11 protein-coding genes and 2 pseudogenes are annotated in these 18,038 nt (G+C 36.3%); 1 reads left to right on the forward strand and 12 read right to left on the reverse strand.

Translation table 11 applies throughout. From position 1 onward, the window contains the following. Positions 1–135: 135 nt before the first annotated feature. Positions 136–2,829, forward strand: coding sequence for a glycosyltransferase (locus VUI23_RS14785; RefSeq protein WP_342804826.1), 2,694 nt, complete (start codon positions 136–138; stop codon positions 2,827–2,829). Positions 2,830–2,873: 44 nt separating this feature from the next. Here the strand turns inward: VUI23_RS14785 and VUI23_RS14790 are convergent. The 12 genes and pseudogenes from VUI23_RS14790 to VUI23_RS14845 all read right to left on the reverse strand — a co-directional run bounded on the left by VUI23_RS14790 (position 2,874) and on the right by VUI23_RS14845 (position 17,945). Beyond that, positions 2,874–3,247 (reverse strand): annotated as a pseudogene (locus tag VUI23_RS14790) (transposase). A gap of 178 nt (positions 3,248–3,425) precedes the next feature. Beyond that, positions 3,426–4,598, reverse strand: coding sequence for a glycosyltransferase (locus VUI23_RS14795; protein ID WP_342804827.1), 1,173 nt, complete (start codon positions 4,596–4,598; stop codon positions 3,426–3,428). A gap of 501 nt (positions 4,599–5,099) precedes the next feature. After that, the gene (locus VUI23_RS14800; RefSeq protein ID WP_342804828.1) at positions 5,100–5,801 is read right to left on the reverse strand and encodes a DUF6270 domain-containing protein; all 702 of its coding nucleotides are present in this window, start codon (positions 5,799–5,801) and stop codon (positions 5,100–5,102) included. Positions 5,802–6,416: 615 nt separating this feature from the next. After that, a pseudogene (locus tag VUI23_RS14805) lies at positions 6,417–6,701 on the reverse strand (GDP-mannose 4,6-dehydratase); the annotation flags it as partial. Between the two features lie 32 nt (positions 6,702–6,733). Then, positions 6,734–7,402, reverse strand: a complete 669-nt coding sequence (locus VUI23_RS14810; protein ID WP_342804829.1) for a sulfotransferase family 2 domain-containing protein — start codon at positions 7,400–7,402, stop codon at positions 6,734–6,736. A 16-nt stretch (positions 7,403–7,418) separates the two neighbouring features. Continuing rightward, positions 7,419–8,096 carry a sulfotransferase family 2 domain-containing protein gene (locus tag VUI23_RS14815; RefSeq protein WP_342804830.1) on the reverse strand — a complete coding sequence of 226 codons (678 nt, stop codon included), beginning with the start codon at positions 8,094–8,096 and terminating at the stop codon, positions 7,419–7,421. Next, complete coding sequence (locus tag VUI23_RS14820; RefSeq protein ID WP_342804831.1) at positions 8,093–9,133, reverse strand: glycosyltransferase family 61 protein; 1,041 nt, start codon at positions 9,131–9,133, stop codon at positions 8,093–8,095. The genes VUI23_RS14815 and VUI23_RS14820 overlap by 4 nt, the downstream gene beginning before the upstream one ends. A gap of 1 nt (position 9,134) precedes the next feature. Then, positions 9,135–10,142 (reverse strand): hypothetical protein, encoded by a 1,008-nt coding sequence (locus VUI23_RS14825; RefSeq protein WP_342804832.1) that lies wholly within the window; start codon positions 10,140–10,142, stop codon positions 9,135–9,137. Next, positions 10,139–13,255, reverse strand: coding sequence for an exostosin family protein (locus tag VUI23_RS14830; RefSeq protein ID WP_342804833.1), 3,117 nt, complete (start codon positions 13,253–13,255; stop codon positions 10,139–10,141). Before VUI23_RS14830 ends, VUI23_RS14825 begins: the two co-directional genes overlap by 4 nt. After that, complete coding sequence (locus tag VUI23_RS14835) at positions 13,256–14,218, reverse strand: sulfotransferase (protein ID WP_342804834.1); 963 nt, start codon at positions 14,216–14,218, stop codon at positions 13,256–13,258. Beyond that, entirely contained in the window at positions 14,218–16,134 is a 1,917-nt protein-coding gene (locus tag VUI23_RS14840) for a hypothetical protein (RefSeq protein WP_342804835.1), read from the reverse strand. Before VUI23_RS14840 ends, VUI23_RS14835 begins: the two co-directional genes overlap by 1 nt. Next, positions 16,134–17,945, reverse strand: a complete 1,812-nt coding sequence (locus VUI23_RS14845) for a hypothetical protein (protein ID WP_342804836.1) — start codon at positions 17,943–17,945, stop codon at positions 16,134–16,136. The genes VUI23_RS14840 and VUI23_RS14845 overlap by 1 nt, the downstream gene beginning before the upstream one ends. Positions 17,946–18,038: the final 93 nt, after the last annotated feature.

Below are 18,038 nucleotides of genomic sequence, written 5' to 3' on the forward strand. Positions count from 1 at the left end.
AATCCAACAACCATGTTAATAGTTGCCGCTAGTCTATTGCATAGATCAACCACGACGTTTATCCTTTCCGATTGGTTTATTATTGTCACAAGAATCTCTTTTGACCGACTACTCAGTTACAATTGGAAGCTATACATGTTCAGATTTTTACCTTCGGCCTCACTTTTTAAAAAACACTCTATTCGTCGGCAAGCCAAACTAATTAAAGAATCAGGTTTATTTGACTCAAAATGGTACTTAGAACAAAACATAGATGTGAAAGAGTCGGGTCAAGATCCAATTAAACATTACATTCAATTTGGTGTTACTGAAGGTCGCGCACCCAGCCCCAAATTCGACCAAACATGGTACCTATCACAATACCAAGATGTAGCTATAGCCGGTTTAAATCCTCTAGTACACTATATTGAGCATGGAATGGCAGAAGGCCGCTCTATTCAAGCCAATGATTCTAGAGCTCAGTCGATAAAACCATCAACTCAAGCGGGCGATTTAAACAAAAAATTATGGGGTGGATTTAGTGAGCATGCGGTAAAAGATTTAGAGAAATTTGCTTACGACGATAATGGCAAAAAATCAGAGCGCGCCCATGCCCTATTAAGTTTGAGTCGGTGGTACAGTACAACGAAGGATTGGTCTAACGCATATCGTTGTTTGAAAGATATTAGACCTTTAGATATCAAACTTTATCGAGCCAAACGAACAAAGTTATTACTTATAGATAGCCTTCTTCAACTTGGGCTTTTAGATAAAGCAACAGAGTTTCTTGAGCCCACACTAGCGCAAAGGTTTGATAGTGATTTTTTATGCGCCTTGTGTAACCGCCTAGAATCAAATGAAGAAAGGCTCATAGTATTAAACAAGATATACTCACACTTCGGTTTGAGTGAAGTTTCCTTTATAGACCAATCTGAAGGTATGAAATTTGGCAATTTAACAATTGCGACCCCACCAAAAACAATTAGCGGCGGTTCTAAAATAAGTATTTTAGTCCCTGTGTATAACGCAGAAGACTTTATTTCAGTAGCGATGCAATCTTTACTTAGCCAAAGTTGGAGTAACATTGAAATTATTGCGGTAGATGATTGCAGTACCGATAACTCTCTAGCTTTACTTGAAGAAATGGCTGCATTAGATAGCCGCTTGAAGGTAGCCAAAAATACCGTGAACCAAGGTGCTTATGGTACGAGAAACAAAGCCCTTAGCTTGGCCACTGGTGACTTTGTAACAGTTCATGATAGTGATGATTGGTCACATCCACAGATGTTAGAAATTCAAATGGGAGCGATGCTAAGTAATCCGCGTTTAAAAATCACCTGTTCGATGATGGCCAGAGTACATTCGAATATGGAGTTTATGCTCAGACCGCAAAGAAACAATCTCGATTATGTACATAGAAGCTACCCGTCTGTTCTGATAAGAAAGCATGACTTGGAAGCATTAGGAGAATGGGATGGCGTTTCGGCTAATGCTGATGATGAGTTTGTGCAAAGAGCCCGAATGCTATGGGGTAACGATTCGGTAAAAGACATACTAACAGGCGTTCCTTTATCTTTCTTTTTAGTACATGAAAACTCGTTAACTCAAAATAAAAAAACTAGCCTAAACAGTTTAACCTTCGGTATACGTCAGGAATACTCTAGACAAGCTAATTATTGGAAATCTAAAAAGGTTGAAGCGAACTCTGAAAAAATTGTTACAAATAGAAAGAGCTTAAAAGACCCCTTTCCTATCCCTGCGGGTTTAGCGCCCAATAATTGGCCGTTAAATCGCCACTACGACTTGGTTATTATATCTGACTTGAGCTTACTTGGTGGGACTAGGCGTTGTAATGAGGGATATGTAGCAGCAGCTCTCGATTCAGGTCTTAGAGTCGGTTTGTTTCATTGGCCCAGATACGATCTAAAAGTTGCAGAAATTGCCGACGAATATATGGAATTATCGTACAACGAAAATGTTGATATTTTAGTTCCTGAAGATGATATTAACGCTGATTTAGTTGTTATCCATCATCCTCCTATTTTGAAATATGAAATTGATGCTGTTCCTACTATAGATTGTAAAAAAGTAGCTATTTTAGTTAACCAATCTCCAATGCAGTTGTGGAGTGAAAAACCTCATTATTATGCAGAAAAAGATGTGAATGAGTTGACTCAAAAGTTATTTGGGAAACTACCGGTTTGGATTCCCATTTCTTCTATTGTGGAAAAAACACTGACACTTGCTGGAGGAGGTAATAATTTACTAAATGAAACTTGGTTCCCTCCTTATAGCCATGATTTACCAAAAACAGTCCCTAATCCTCCTAATGGCTTAGGTTCTAATAGACCCATAGTTCTTGGACGCCATAGCCGCGATCACTGGACTAAGTGGCCTGAATCTCATTCCGATATCTTCAATGCATATTGCGGCAACAAGAAAAATGTAAAGGTACAGCTGTTAGGCGGTGCAAAAACACCTCAAAAAGTACTTCGTAAACTTCCAAGAAATTGGGAAGTATTCGAATTCGACTCAATCGAAGTTACAGATTTCATTGATGGCTTAGACTTCTTCCTCCACTTTACCCATGAAGATTATATTGAAGAGTTTGGCAGAAATATTATGGAAGCAATGGCTGCTGGCAGAGTAGTAATATTGCCCGAAAGCTATGAACAAGTATTTGGCGAAGCCGCAGTTTACTGTGAACCTTCAAACGTTGAAGAGACAATACGCCAACTTTGGAGTGACCAAGGAAAATACACAGTGCAAACTCAACGTGGTTTTGCATTCGTAGTGGAAAATTGTAGCCGCCCCGTGGTTTCAAGAAAAATACTTAATCTGCTCAAATAGGAATGAACAAAGCCTATGATATTTCTGATTAACCTCAGATCTGCTTAAACAACGACCATCGCATTTCGCTTAAGGTCTGTAATATCAATGGATGGCTTATCTTTTTAAGCAATAAGCCACTAATTCCGCGAGTAAATGGAGCATAAAGCCATCGCAGACTGCGATGGCTTGAGTATTTGATCAACGAAATGTTATTTAACTGTTCATTGATTGTCTTAATGATAAAGCATTTTGAGAGCATTGCCCTATCTCATAAAGACAGGGCTTTTGCTTTCAGGTTTTTACTAAAAGTAGTGATAAGTGTAATGTGACATGTGAAAACAATCACAATTGTCATGATTTCGCTGGGTGTCATATTGCCTTATCGTTGCCGTTTGCTGTTACCGTCTTCAAGTAATTGTTTTTGACATTGCGGAATAACTACTTTTCAAAAGTTATCAACATCGCAATACCACTCAAATAATTTCTTCATGCCTGTTCCTTGTGAGTGAATATTTCTTGGTCGAAAGATCCGATCACGGAACATGTAATTAGATCACGGTCTTAAACAAGATTCAGGTTAATTAACGCTAAGTATATAAATTATACTTACGGCCTTATACAGCAATATCTAGAACAGACATATAAAGGTTAGCAACGCTCTTTACATGTCTTTCAGGCGAAAAACGCCATGACATACTATCTGCCACATCATCCCTAACTCCCACATAAAGCGATGATAGCTCATCAATCTTATCAAACTCACTTTTGAATTTATTGGCATCAGCTCTTTCTACAAGACAAAAAGGCGAAAGCTGTTGAAGTAATTCTTTATGTCCCCCCTCAGAGGAGAGTATCATCGGAGTTCCTAACATACCGGCTTCAACTATAGTACGTCCCAGAGGCTCATTTTTAGCAGTTGAAACTAACGCGTCCGCACCTGAAACGATTCGCAAAGCATCATATCGATACCCTGCAATAATCACATTACTTGCAACATCAGATGAAATATACCTACGCTTTAAATCATTGATTTCGCTACGCACAGTTAACCCGACAGAAACAAAATAATGCCGTTTGTTAGATTTTATTGACTTTGCAGCGGCCTCAAAAAACATATCCCAACGCTTTCTTTTATTGCCATTCGCAATCATAGTAAAGACTTTGGCATCCAGTGGAATATCAAACTCATTTTTTAACCAATAACTATCTTGTTTGCGATCATAAACCCCTTCAATAGTAATTGGATCATCTACTACGATCACTTTTTCTCTAATACTTTCTGGTGCACGATCTCTAACAAACATAGTAATTGTCAATACCATGTCAGCCGCTAGTAAAAACTCTTCAGCTTTGGCCGGGTGCTGAAACAATCCTCGTTCATGCCATACATGAATAAATTCAATTTTTTGTTTCAAGGCACCCCAAATTCTATGCATACCCGCATCATTTGTATGGATGGTTCCAATAGATTCCTTAGTTAAATGTCTATCAACATCAGCAGAGTGCTTGACAATACTTTGAATCACACTGTCGTCAAAAGGCGCTCTCTTATCTATAGTAGGTAGCTCAATAACAACATAATCTAAGCCTAAGCGTAAAATGTAATCGACGGTTGGCCCATCGTTATCTAATATCACGACGATTTGAAAACCCATTTCTGACATTTTAACGGCCAAATCTAAAGCTGATAAATCGGCACCGCCGGGTCTAGCGTCTTCCCAGTTTCCGCGTTCTCCCTTCCTACCAGAAATTGGAAAGCCAATTTTTTTCGTCGATGTATTGTTCACAATATTAAAATCCTACTAATTAAAAATACAGGTACATGATACCGTGATAAACAAAAATATATAAATATAGATTTACATTTTAAGTAAATTCAAAGTATCGGCCTTTTAACATTTTACGCTCTATTCATAGGCGATTATTTTCTTTCCCAAGTCTATTAAACTCAAAATGTTCAACTTTTTTTACTCACCTTCTTCGCCGTCGGTATTGAGCATTTGTTAACCAACTATATAATCGTTGTCTCTGACAAACGGCAACTCGCCTATAGCCTAGTGCCCTGAGAGTAACTCATACATTTAAGGAGATACATCAAACAGGATGACAGAGAGGCAGAGCAATTTCTTTCGCGGAATGTTGAGTTAGGCTGCTGTGGTTCTGACGTCGTCTACAATGAATTATAGAAATTCACAATAAATATTGAATTAACTCTATGCAAATATCAATTAATTGAAAAATAACATTTCAAAAAAGTTATCTATAAAAAATTAAACTGATAGCACTTTTTATAACGTTCTATTTGCTAACTCGGTAAGGAAAAATTTGTATGTTTCCTCAGTAAAATGGAACGGAGCTACACCCCACTTATGATCAGTATCGGCCTTTATTATTTCTTTAGGGTACTCAATCATTGCCTCGCTTCCGAAGGTGTTTTCTAACTTAAGGTAAGCTGCTCGCAAATACTCGTTTTTTTCTGCAATTTTCGCTGGGAAATCTATAGAGTGATTGCCAGTTGGTTGATAAAACACACAATTAACGAATATTTTATTTAGCTTTAGATCATCACAATATCCCTTCAGACGTCTTAAACCTGCTTCCCATAGGCTTTTAAATTCGTCAGAGGAGCTTTTAACTATACGTCCATTTTGACCTTGAGAGCTCGATGCTGTTTTGTACTCCGATGAAACAGTATGTGACGAATTATCATCAAAAAGCTTTAAATTAAATCTGTCATCAATTAGGTCAATAACAATAATGTCATTTTGGCTGTTTTCTAAACTAAGCCAAAACCTTTTAGTCATATCTCTTTCTACCATTCGTTTTTGAAAAGTAGATTTAATACTGTTTAATATTTTAGGGTCTTTTCTGCTTTTTGTGGATAATGACGCTAAGCTGGTTCTCGCCGTATAATCAATTAACTTAAAGTCCGTAGTTATTTCTAATGCATCCCGCGTTACACAACTACCAAGAATTCGAACATTTTTCATTTCAAATACGCTATAAATATTAAGTGTTGTTTCATTTTTATTAACTCGTTAATTTGGTGTGAATAAAATTTAATCGTATACCTAGGCTCTAATGAAATTACGAAGGTTTTCTATGTATTGTCAGCGCCTTTGCAAACGATTTATGTTAACAAAACAGAGTAATTTTAGCTATCAAGTTGTGAACAGGTTTAAAAGGTGTGTTGAGATCACTTAATAGGATTATATTCCTTTTTTGAAGTGTTCCCTTAATTCAACGACAACATCAATCGATGAAACAGTATAAATCAGTGCCCAAAACTGACTCACTGCATTGATAAAGACAATCTTAACATCGACAACAATAGCACTTGGTGCGCGACACCCCCTTTCCTAATTTGCAGGAAAAACTGGTTTTTAGGCAAACGGTACAAAAGCCAGTGCTACGCTTTACAACATTATCGAAACTGCTAAAGCCAATAGCATAACGCCATTCGATTATCTGATGTATTTGCTAGAGCAGATAAGCCAACATGACCATGATATAGAGCAACTACTATCATGGAAATTTGTTAAGCAATAAGTGAGATTGCCAGACGCTTACAATATACCCAACGCATTTACATCAGCGGTGTACTAAGGCGCTTCAAAGGATACCGCACCGTGATACTGTGCGCCTAAGTTATACACTTCATCCGGTTGCACTTCCTGAAGGATACGCGTTAAGTTAGAGGTATCAGTTAAATCACCATAGTGTAGGTGGAATTTTGGATTTTCGTTATGCGGATCTTCATAAATGTGATCAACACGCTCAGTGTTAAACAGCGATGCACGACGCTTGATCCCTTGTACTTCCTATCCCTTCTCTAGTAAAAGATCGGCTAAATAAGAGCCGTCCTAGCCGGTAATAAGTGCTTTCTTTATATTAAACTCAATATTATACTTATTCGCAGTAATCAGTCCGTCGAGCTGAAAGCTTCATTACAATAGTTATAAAACTCATAATCTTCTGCGTACCATTTATTTAAAGCATTAAGTCCTTTATCTGAAATTCTCTTATCAATTCCCATAGGGTTTCTATGCGCTACTACATCATCTGAAGGCAAACTAAGAATATCTGGAAGTTCTAGTAAACTCTTCAAATGCTCAAAATCAGTATCTAAAGACTCTTGAAAACCAACAAATAAAATGTCATCAAATCGAGATTTAAAATAATCCATATCTCCATACCAACGCTTATAGCGAGTGAAATGAGGTATACTTCTCATTGCTTCAACACCACGAGCTTTATCATCTGAACTCGCAGAAAATAGTAATTCAGCAATTTGATTGGGAGTTTCGAAACTTTCGAATACAATTTTCTCTCGTTTATTCCACTCTTGGTTGTATTTTGGCTGTCCTTTTCTTTTTCTACTGTAAAAACCACTTACAAACCTGCTGATCGGATCTCTTAGACAAAAAAAGATTTTTTCACCTTCAGGTACCTCAGATATAGCGGTTTGATGATTGTGTAAAACTAAATCGTATTTTCCTGAATGTTTATGATTTTTCAATACCGCCTTAATAGCACTCCCGCCTGTCTTTCCTATATGTAAAAAATGCAGTAATTCCCGGTTTTTAGACACTTAATCCCCCTTAGCTTTAATAATAATTTTTCTCATAACCAAACGCTTCGTAGTCATCCGAATAGTAATCGACCAATTGATTTAAAATATCCGTATCCAAAATATCTGTTGGCTTATAATTAATTTGCTTTTTATTCCTAGGCTTTCCATCCATTGCCTTAATCACTACGGACGCAACTTCCGTATCAAGATGATTTTTTAGAAGATATATTTTATCTTTCCACTCTTCTATATTTATCACAACATCAGCGATACATTTGTCGTTATCATAATAAATTGTTTTCTGTCTCTTGACATGAGTAAATAACCCCTCCTCATTTCTTGTGGCGAGTTGCCTTTTGGTGTACGCAAGTAAGACCTTTTTGTATTCATCGAGGAAACCAGCCTCTAACTCCAAAGATTTCCATAAAGGTTTATGTGTTTCATTAAAACCAGAAAAAAAACGATGTATAGGATGTCTAACAAAGCCAAATGAAAAGTACGTATCTATTTTCTTATATTCTTCAGGAAAATATTTTTTGATGGAGCTAACACTTAAATGCGCCATATCAGAATGTCTATCTAACTCCTCAACATGATTTCTCCAGAACTTACCTTCATACGAATCGTAATTTTTTAATGCAAACCTCACCGTAGTGCCAGCAGCTTTAGGGTTGTGTAAAAAAACAAATTTCTTGTCGTCAGAAATAATCATGGTTTCTCTCTTTCAATATTGGAACTAGAGGCAGTCAAAAGACTCTCTAAACTATCTGTGTCAAGTATTATATTGTGATCATTATCCGCATCTAAAAGAACGTGTTTGTAATTACTTGCTCTTTTATACTTTCTTTGAAAAGAAAAGTCTGGTCTGTTCGAAGGGCAATACTCAATTATATTACAATTATCACCACAAAATATTGTGTTAACAAATATTGAGCCATGTGGGCCTACAATGTTTCTGGCTCTAGCAAATAAAGATATGATATCTTTAAGGTTTTCGTTACCAGTTAATACTTTAAAATTATATTTCGATTCCAATAAATTCTCTACTTCTTCATTATTTACGACACCTCTTCTACCTACATGATTACGACTAAGATACAGCCCATTAATTTTCGGCTCATTTTCTGGACTTTTATCAAATAAAGAAAAATATCCGTTTAACATCCAAGAATACTGTTCGGGGGAAATGTTGGTCCAGTATTTCGCCTCATTTACTCCATAAAATAATTTTTTGACTTTAATCAATCTATATTGCGGCCCAGCCCTAAAAATTGACGATTCATCGAAACCAAAAGCTTTTAAATGTAGAGAAAAATCTACGACCCTATTATATTTACTGCATAACACTTTCGGTTTGCTAAACTTTGTATCTCTCCAAGGGTATAGCCTCAACAAGCTATCATGCAGATGGCCATATGGATACCAACCGTGTGCAGACATCGCATAAATAGCTTCAACATCATCAGCTAGGATCTTTGCATTGGCTATATCATCTTTAGTAATTGTATCAGTTTCTTTAAGAATTTCTTCATAACGTCGCTGAACCTCAATTTTCCTTAACTCGGGGTCAACCATATTTCTTCCGTGCAAAGTCCCTTTCCACCAAAAAATAATTTCGTATAACGTTTCGTATATTGGGGTAAGGTTACTATCCAATACTGCCGATGTTTTTGTATCTATGTACACATCTTCATAAATATTTTCGTATGATTTGATGTCCGTAAAGTTAATTGCTGCATCCAAAAACATATTATTTCTTACTCCTGTTCATAGATAATTTAAAATCATCAGCGGTTGCTGAAATGCGTTTTACGCTGATATATCTATCAACTTCGTTCCAATGTTCTTCCACGGGTTTACGAGTCTCCCTCTCTTCGAAGGGGTTCCCGTTGCCTTTTTGAATAACTAGCTTATAGTTTCCTGCTGGGATTCTTTTTCTCAGTACCACAATAATCTTTGAACGCTTGTAATAACACCAAGGATCCACTTTATTAAATATCTGGTGATCAAAGAGTTCACCATCCTTATACAAGGTACAATCTAAAAAGCAAATATGTGGGCCAATATCTGTATCAAAGTAGACTTCAAAAAAACCACCTTTATATTGAAAATCGATCTCCAAGCTACAGAAGGAGTCGATTGTAAATTCGCTTTCTTTAATTAGAGGAATAGAATACTTTTTTTCAGCGGTGAGCTTATAGCCTTCACTCAGTTTGGCCAAAGAAAGGCGCTCATCAAACTCGCTGATTACCTTCTTCAGTTCATTATTTATTGCCTTCGCGTAACACTTCGCTCCATCAAGAGTCGTGTGTACGGCATCTCTAAGGTATTTTTTGGGATCATCTAAAAAGTCGGGCATTTCGCTTCTGAGATCCAAAAAATTCAAAGAAAATTGTTGCGTACTATCACTAACTTGAGCAAATGAGTTTGGTAAATTACTAAAATTATTCACTCTTGGGAAAAATACCCAAACTGGTAAACAGTTTATACTCAGTAGTGCATAGTTTAACAAATCTATTTTAAACGCGTTAAAACCAGGCATACTTGGCGTTAGCCAATCAATTACACAGATATCAGGCTTGTAATCCAGTACATCTTGCATAAATGAATAACCAGCATATTCAAATTGACTAGCCCCAAACGCCACTTTTTCAATCGAAGAAAAAGAACTTGCACATGACGATTCTACTAACTGTTGAAAATACCCAGTATCATTTTTCTGAGCTGTTACACTGGCCCCATAACAAACTAATTTCATTCGCCTCCCCCCGTAACTTTTACGTTATCAATTTTTATATTTCGTCCCATCAGGCTAGCAAGCTTAAGTTGTCGAGGTAACTCATGACCTTTATGGGATTGCTTAACAATTGTAAAATCAATCTCTTCTTCAACGACTCGAATAGTTAAATCTATAAAGTCATCAAATGTTCGCATGAATTGACGAGGTTGTACTCTCTCATAATAGCAGTGTGTATCTAACTGGCAGAATTTTTGTATTATTGTATCGTTTGCTAACACTTCTACCCAGCCTGATGTCGGTCCTACAATAGAAACCAGCCCCCAGAACTCACCTTTAATTCTCATGGTTATTTCTGAGGCCTCACTTAATTTGAGATACTTAAAGTGTTGCTCAGAACTCGGATATACGTACTCACCGGTTTCTCCCCCCTTGACATAAGGGTAGTAAAAACAAGATTTCAAAATTTCAGTATTAATTGGTACACCTTTTTTGGGTTCAGGAATTTCCAACTCCTCTAGTACCCTTAAAGCTACTAATTCACTGCCCTTTTTCCCAGTGTGCACATTATCTCTATAAATATCTTTCCATTCTTGATCGGAATAATCTTTTTTAATAAATTCAAAGTAGGTATACACGTCAATAACTTGAACGTTGGATTTTTTAGCTCCATTACGATGTTTATCTCTGACAAAGTCACCAGCTCCAGCTTCGTAATCACTACGGTAATTATTAATTAGTACAACCTTATCTGCTATTGAATTTAAAAATTCCAGGGATTCTTGCACAACATTTTCGATAACTTCCAATGGTGTAAGACCTATATTAAGGTCTCCAGTTGAATACTCGTACACTGCCAAATCAAAACTATCCATTTGCTTTAAAGTTGATAAATTACATAACCCAAAGATTGAACCTGTAGCACCAGTTGCTAGCACTTTTTGCTTAATTGAATAACCTTTAGATGTAAGCAATCTATTGAGCTCTGGCCTATATCCATTCTTTTGCGCAGTTACACTAGCTCCTACATAAAGAACTCTTAGCTCTTTAGGTTCTGCTTGGCCTTCAGACTTTTTTACTAGTTCGTTACCTTTTTGTGTAACAACCGCTTTGTTGAATGCAATCCATTTTGAAATACGTGAATAGAGATTAATTAAAGCTTCAGAACGCTTGGCTACCTCATCTGCAGGTAAATTATTTAGAGTAGTAAACAGATCTGAATCAACCTCTTCGTTCCAGAGAAATACATTATTCAGTAGTTCCTCTCCAAAACTAAGCTCACTGAACGCAGCTAAATCATCTGAAAAAATTACCGGTATACTTCCCACTGCAATCGATTCCCAAAATCGCAATGTATTAGGCCCTGCACCGATCGGACATAAAGAAAACTTGGAATCAGATAAGATTGAGTTGTATTTAAAAGTTTTCTGGTTGTGCTCATCAATATGGTGTGATTCTATTTCTTTGTTTAAAACCTGCTCTTCATAAACCATTTTATTAAAATGCCACTCTTTACCCAAATCTACAAACACGTCACTTCTTCCACTATTTTTAGCGGCTTCGAATAATTTAATACGGCTATCATCTAAATAGTGAGGCATATGAGCGCCGATAAAAGAAGCAAGCAACTTTTTGTCCTTGGCTGACTTTCGCTCCATTCCTTCACTTCGATCTTGTATTACATAGTTTACAGCGATTAAAGGCCATCCATGTAATTTAAAAGAATGTCCTATTCCAAGCTGTTTTGCATCGCTTTTTGAGTCTTTATGAGATAAATGTAAATTAGTTATGCCGATTTTCTGCGCAGTTTCTAGAATTCTAATCCAATGTATATGCTGGCAAACAGAATGAACGTTGAGTTTCAATTTAGCTTGTTGAGCAATTGCTCTGTATTGAGCAATTAAATATTTCACACGTTCTAAATAAGTATGAGGGAATGCTTTTCTATCGATATATGTTGCCCAAGGTAGTGGTATGTACATATTAATTTCATTAGTCGAGAAATCGATATGTTCACCATGAGGTATTGACAAATGATTTTCGTAAGCTTGTTTTTCGGTAGCGCAAGGGTACTGCCAAAAGTTTATGTCCTCCGCATCCTTAGCTTTTAGGGAAATAATAGACACAAATGAATCTAGCACAGGAGGTATAATACCAAATGCAAACAATCGAGTTAAATCTTCGTCATTTTCTTTAAAACTGTTTAAGACCTTAACAGGTTTATTTAGTTTGTAGCCATTTTTAAAGAATATTGAATCATGCAATGCTAACATTTCGAAATTAGCACCTCTTTTTAAAAGAGATTTACCAACTTTAATTGCTTCAGTGAGTTCACTGCTAAGAGCGAATTGAAAATTAGGTTTAACATTATCGGTAGGATTTCTCGATTCTTCATATTCTTTACGCCACCGTTCAAGTGAACCATTTATCTTGACACCCTTAATATTTTTTCTGGATTTAACATAAACATCAAATTCCAATTCAGCTGGTACATCGAATTTATTCTCTGGGTGAGGATAGGCTACCCCTCCCAAAATTCTGTCATCCAATTTCTTTTGATATGTGCGCAATTCCGTTTCATGTACATGGTAGCTTTTAACTTGTTTGCACGGGTTAAATACTTCCCAACCGTAAATACCAAATAGATAAACTATTTTATTATCACACCTTGGTACACCCATTGGAAAATCAAGTAGCTGCAACATTTCTTTCGATAAGTTATTGTCGCAATGTAATGCCCACACATCTTGTGACCAATGGGGATTTGGATGCAGCGATGTTTGCCCTTTAATCAGCTCCCAGCGGCTCAAGGCAACAAAGCTTAGAGGTTTATCCAAAATTTTAACTAAAAAATTGATTGAGTGATCAAAGTAGATATCTGAATTACATAACACGCTAATACCATCTAGGTGGAGTTCTTTTGTCAGCTCAATCCACTTTTTGTACGTTGGTCTAGAATCCAAACTTATTATCGTGATTTTTGCATCACTAAATGGCAAGCTTGAGTTATCGTCAATCAAGACTATGAGTTTTGAAATGGCTTTGTTATTGATATTTTCAAATAAACAATGATCAATCTCTTTTTGTCTATCGCTATCACCACACTGATAGTATGGAAAAAACACATTCACCATCTAAACTTTATCCTTATAATTCAACATTTTAGACACCAACTTAAAATTCTTGGAACGTTTAATTTCGTTTGAAAATGACTTGTCTATTTCACGACGTGGCCTTAAAGCTATATCATCGCTTTTACGGCCTGAATCACCTGTGACCGTGAATATACTAAAAATATCACGGTACCTCTCATCAAAATTTAATTCTAATAATTTACATATTTTGTGCATTTGCTTGTCTGGATTTTGCACAAAGTCTTCATATCGAAGGACATTTTTAGCAGGATACTGCTTAATAAATTCAATAAGCCTCTTACAATACTCATCAAAAGTGTTGGGGGAAAACTGTACCCAACCATTAACCATTAGCGACAAATAGCTATCTATAGGATTTCTAACCGTGACCAAATGCTTAAGGTTAAAATGAGCCTTTAAACAATCATCAACTACAGAGCATGATGACGCCATATCGCCCAAACAAAAATCAATGTGGGTATGCTCTCTAAGTACTAATTGTCCACCACCCTCCCTTACAAATGCTTCAGCCTCGCGTATGTTATTGACGAATAGCTTTTCCGCTAGTACATCTACATTTGGAATTTTGGCATATCTCGCTAACGTCGTAATATCCGTAGGTAAATATTTTGGTTTACTACTAATATGATTTTGGGATAGGGGGTGAACTTCACTTAATAGATAAACATTTGGCATAGAGGCTAAACACTTTGATATTAGCGTTCCCCCACTACATGCAAAGTGATGAATAATTCGTAGTGTGGGCTTCTGAACACCCTTTTTTTCATTTACTATTTTTTCACATCTAGCTAACAAGCTATCAGTTTGTTCTAGTTGTACATTGAGGTTTTTAGAATTTGACGAAGTAGAAGTTGTGCCAGTAAAAGAGTTATTTTCAATTAACTTTAAAGCTGACTCTAACTCAGACCTTAGTCCTTTAAGCTGATTTACTGTATTCAACATCAATACTCTTTATTCAACAATTCAGGGTTATGTTCTTGAATCTTATGATACAAAACAGACGCCAATTTCAATTTATCATGTAATTCACTAATTAAGCCTTTTAGTTGCTTCTCACTTTTAGATTTATCTGATAGTTGTCTTCTAAGCGCGTTGTTGTCTAATTCCAATTTAGTCATTAGCTTTGTATTTAAGGCTACAGTTTTAAATGCTGTATTTAGGTTTTCACGAGTCTCACCTAGCGAAGCATCTAATGATTTCGCTTTTTTGTCGAGGTTTTCAGCCCATTTTTTATTTTCTTGGTGCCAATGAGTTTGCTCATCTCGTTGCTTTGTTCTTTCTTCTAGTTCGTTTCTAAGTGAACTTAGTTCAGATTCCAGTGCACTTTTTTCACTTTGGAGAGTTTGTTTGACCTGCAAACTGTCATCGAACTGTTGTTTATGCTCAGTTTCCAATCCTGAAATTTTTGTGTTTAACTCGTCTACCTTAGTCTCTAATTGCTGTTTTTCAGTCTGCACAGTCTTCAAGCTTTCATTAGACGCTTTCAGTGAAACCTCTAAGGACTCCACCTTTTTGTTCAACCCTTCAGCCCATTTTTTATTTTCTTCATGCCAATGGGCTTGCTCATCTCGTTGCTTAGTTCGTTTTTCGAGTTCGATTTTAAGTGAAGATAACTCAGACTCTAATGAACTTTTTTCGCTTTCAAAAGATTGTTTGGCTTGTGAACTCTCTTCCAGTTGTTGTTTATGTTCTAACTCTAAAGTTGAAAAGTTTATTTTCAATTGCTCTAAATTACTCGCTACTTGTTGTTTTTCAGCCTGCAATGTTTCGAACTGTTTTGTAGACTCTGCTTTTTGAGTTTCTAAAGAGCTGTGTAAATGTTCGATTTTTGTAGTTTTCTGTTCCACTTGGGAAGTCACTGCTTGAATTTCACTGCGCAATTTCTGATGCTGCATGTCATTCTCATCTTTAGCTCGTCCAAGCTTTTCAATTAACTGCTGTTTATCCGTTTGAAGCTCTTTTATCTTGGCTTCAGAAGCTAACTTGTCACTTTCTAACCTTCTTTCCAAGCTTTCTAGTAATTCTGTTTTTTGTTGATTAGACTCTTCCAACTCAGACTTGAGTCTGTCGTTATTTTCAACTATTTCTTTCAATTCACTGGACTGTTTCTCAAATGATTGGGTAAAACTCATCTTTGCTTTTTCAGCATCATCATTTTGAGCCTGAAGTTTACTTTCATACTCATCAATCACTTTTTGATGTTGAGTATTCTGCAACTGGAATTGTTTTCTTAATGACTCCAATTCAAACCATAAGGGATTGCGGTTCAGTTGGGCAATGGGAATATCTGGATCGGCAATATCCGTTTCAACTAATTCGAAACCTTGCGATTTTAATAACGTTAGGAAATCCGAGACCGTTGCAGCATCTTCATACAGTGATAAATCTGGAATAGGTAAATATATATCGTTAATTTTCTGCCAACATTCACTGTCAATAATTGATTTTAAAATCAAGTGGTTTAAATCGAGTACATCCAAAACCAATGTGATAGAAACGGATTTTTCTGCAAATTCACTTAGTATATCCGTGGCGCATTGGGTCTCAACCTTTTCAAGCTCAATTAACTCTAGCCCTGGAAAGAGCTCTTTTAATCCACTTGCCGATGATAACGCTGAATACTCGCCTAAAGAATACCGGGAAAAATCAGATTTTTGTGCTTTATCAGAAACAACTCCATGAATTATTTTCACTTTATCATTGTTACTGAATCGTTTACGCAATGCTGCGACCTGTTCTAAGCGGGCTTCGACTAACACAACCTCATCAAATTTATCGAAGTTAAGACTTGGTGCTTCAATTTGCCCAGCACCTAGCCAAATTAATACTTCATTCATAACATTCTTCTTTGACGCCATTATGATTTCTCCTGATTAACAAGCATTTTTGGAGATGCGCTGCGTCCTTCACTTATTCCAAACTTAATAAAGTGTATAAGTGGGTTAATATCAGTATCGGAAATATCTGGATAGCGCTGTAAATACCAGTTTCCATCGAACTGCGGACTTGGGAAACGCCCTTCTTTAGCTCCAAACTTCAAATAATGCTCTGCGGGATTGATACCTGATGAAGCTACGTCTGGATAGGTCTCTAGATACCATTTTGCATCAAAATACTCTGATGTTAATAGCAAGCCTATATCCCGCTGTAATTTAGCTTTCTTTTTATCTATCCTACCAACTGCCTTAGCTAGCTTGCGCATTGGTTCAGCCGTTTTCCAGAGTGCTGAAGACTTGATGTGCTCTAATTCCGCATTCGCTTGATTTAAATTATGATTAAGTTTCTCTATCTCACCTTTGGCTTTAGTTAATTGCGAAGTGAGCTTACCTATCTCTAATTGCTTAATTTTAGTTTGTTGTAGTGCTTTCTTAACTTCGTTATTTTTATGGTTAACCGTGGAGTTTAGGCCAATAATTTGTTCATTCTGAGACTCGATTACTTTTTTAAGCGTAGCTAGTTCATTTTTGAGAACATTAATTTGAGTATTTTTTGTCTGATTGTTTGAAAAACTATCTTCTAATTCTTTTTGTACTTGGGCTAATTGTAGCTCTAATAACTCGTTTTCACTTTTAACGCTTTTCAAGTTCGCCTGACTAGTAATAAGCTTTTTGTTCAGCGTTGCTTCAATATCTGCTTTTCCCTGCTTTTCGGCTTCTAAATTAAGGAAAGTCGACTCTAACTCTTCTTGTACGCTAGCTAATTGTAGCTCTAGTAATTCACTTTCATTTTTAACATTTTCAAGTTCCGCAGAAATGCTACGGAACCGTTCATTAAGCTCCAACTCAGAAACAGCATACTTCTGCTTTTCAGTCTCTCTTGCTAAATGATAGTGCTCTAACTCTTCTTGCAGACTAGCTAGTTTTAATTCCGATAATTCGCTTTCAACTCCAAAGGCTTCAGCTTGCTTAATTGTGCTTACTTTTTCGTTTTTCAGTTCTTGTTGCAAAGCGTTGACTACTGAACTTCCATGTTCTAATTTTTCATTAATCGCACTATTATTTTGCTCTAGCTCACTTACTTTAACTTTTAAAAGTTCGATCTGCTTTTGATTGTTAACTGCAGAAGTACTTTGCTCAAGGGTTTGTTTCAATAACAGAGAATTATTTACAATGACAGTAGTGCTTTCACTTAAAGGTAAACTAGACGCACTTAAAAGTGTGTTTAAGTCACATAAAGTCTTTTCTTGTCGCACATATTGACAGGCAAGTAACAAATTTAGGTCTGATTCAACTTGGTACTCAAAAGAACTTGGTATTGAAATACCATTATCTTCCATATGATTAATTAAAGCCGTTGGGTTTAATAATGCCTGCTCAAGATTAATCAACCTAACTTTACGTCGATTTTGTTTTTGAAATTTTAATAAAGCACTCGTTTTTTCAAGCCAGTCACTGGCCGCACTTTCCAGTGTTTTACCTTGGCTAATCGCGCTCGCAATTGCAAATTCACATTGCTGATAAAACAGAACAATAGATTCACAGGTGTTATTGTTCAAATCATTGGATAGGGCTTCAAAGTCTTTAATAGGTTGTTTACAGCAAAGAAAGCCACTCTCTGTGTTACTTTTTAAAACATCATAGGATTCAATTAAGCTTACATTTTTTCCATCAAATGAACCCGTTAATGTACACCAAGGTTCTTTACATCCAGTGGTAATGATGATTTTCAAACTCTATATCCTATTAATATCATGAGGCTTTCGCCTACCGGTGTCTTTAGTTTAGATTAATTTCAGCCACTAAGTGGTGAGAACTAATGTGGA

The organism is Alteromonas sp. M12 (genome assembly GCF_037478005.1).
In the GTDB taxonomy this organism is placed as follows: Bacteria; Pseudomonadota; Gammaproteobacteria; order Enterobacterales; family Alteromonadaceae; genus Aliiglaciecola; species Aliiglaciecola lipolytica_A.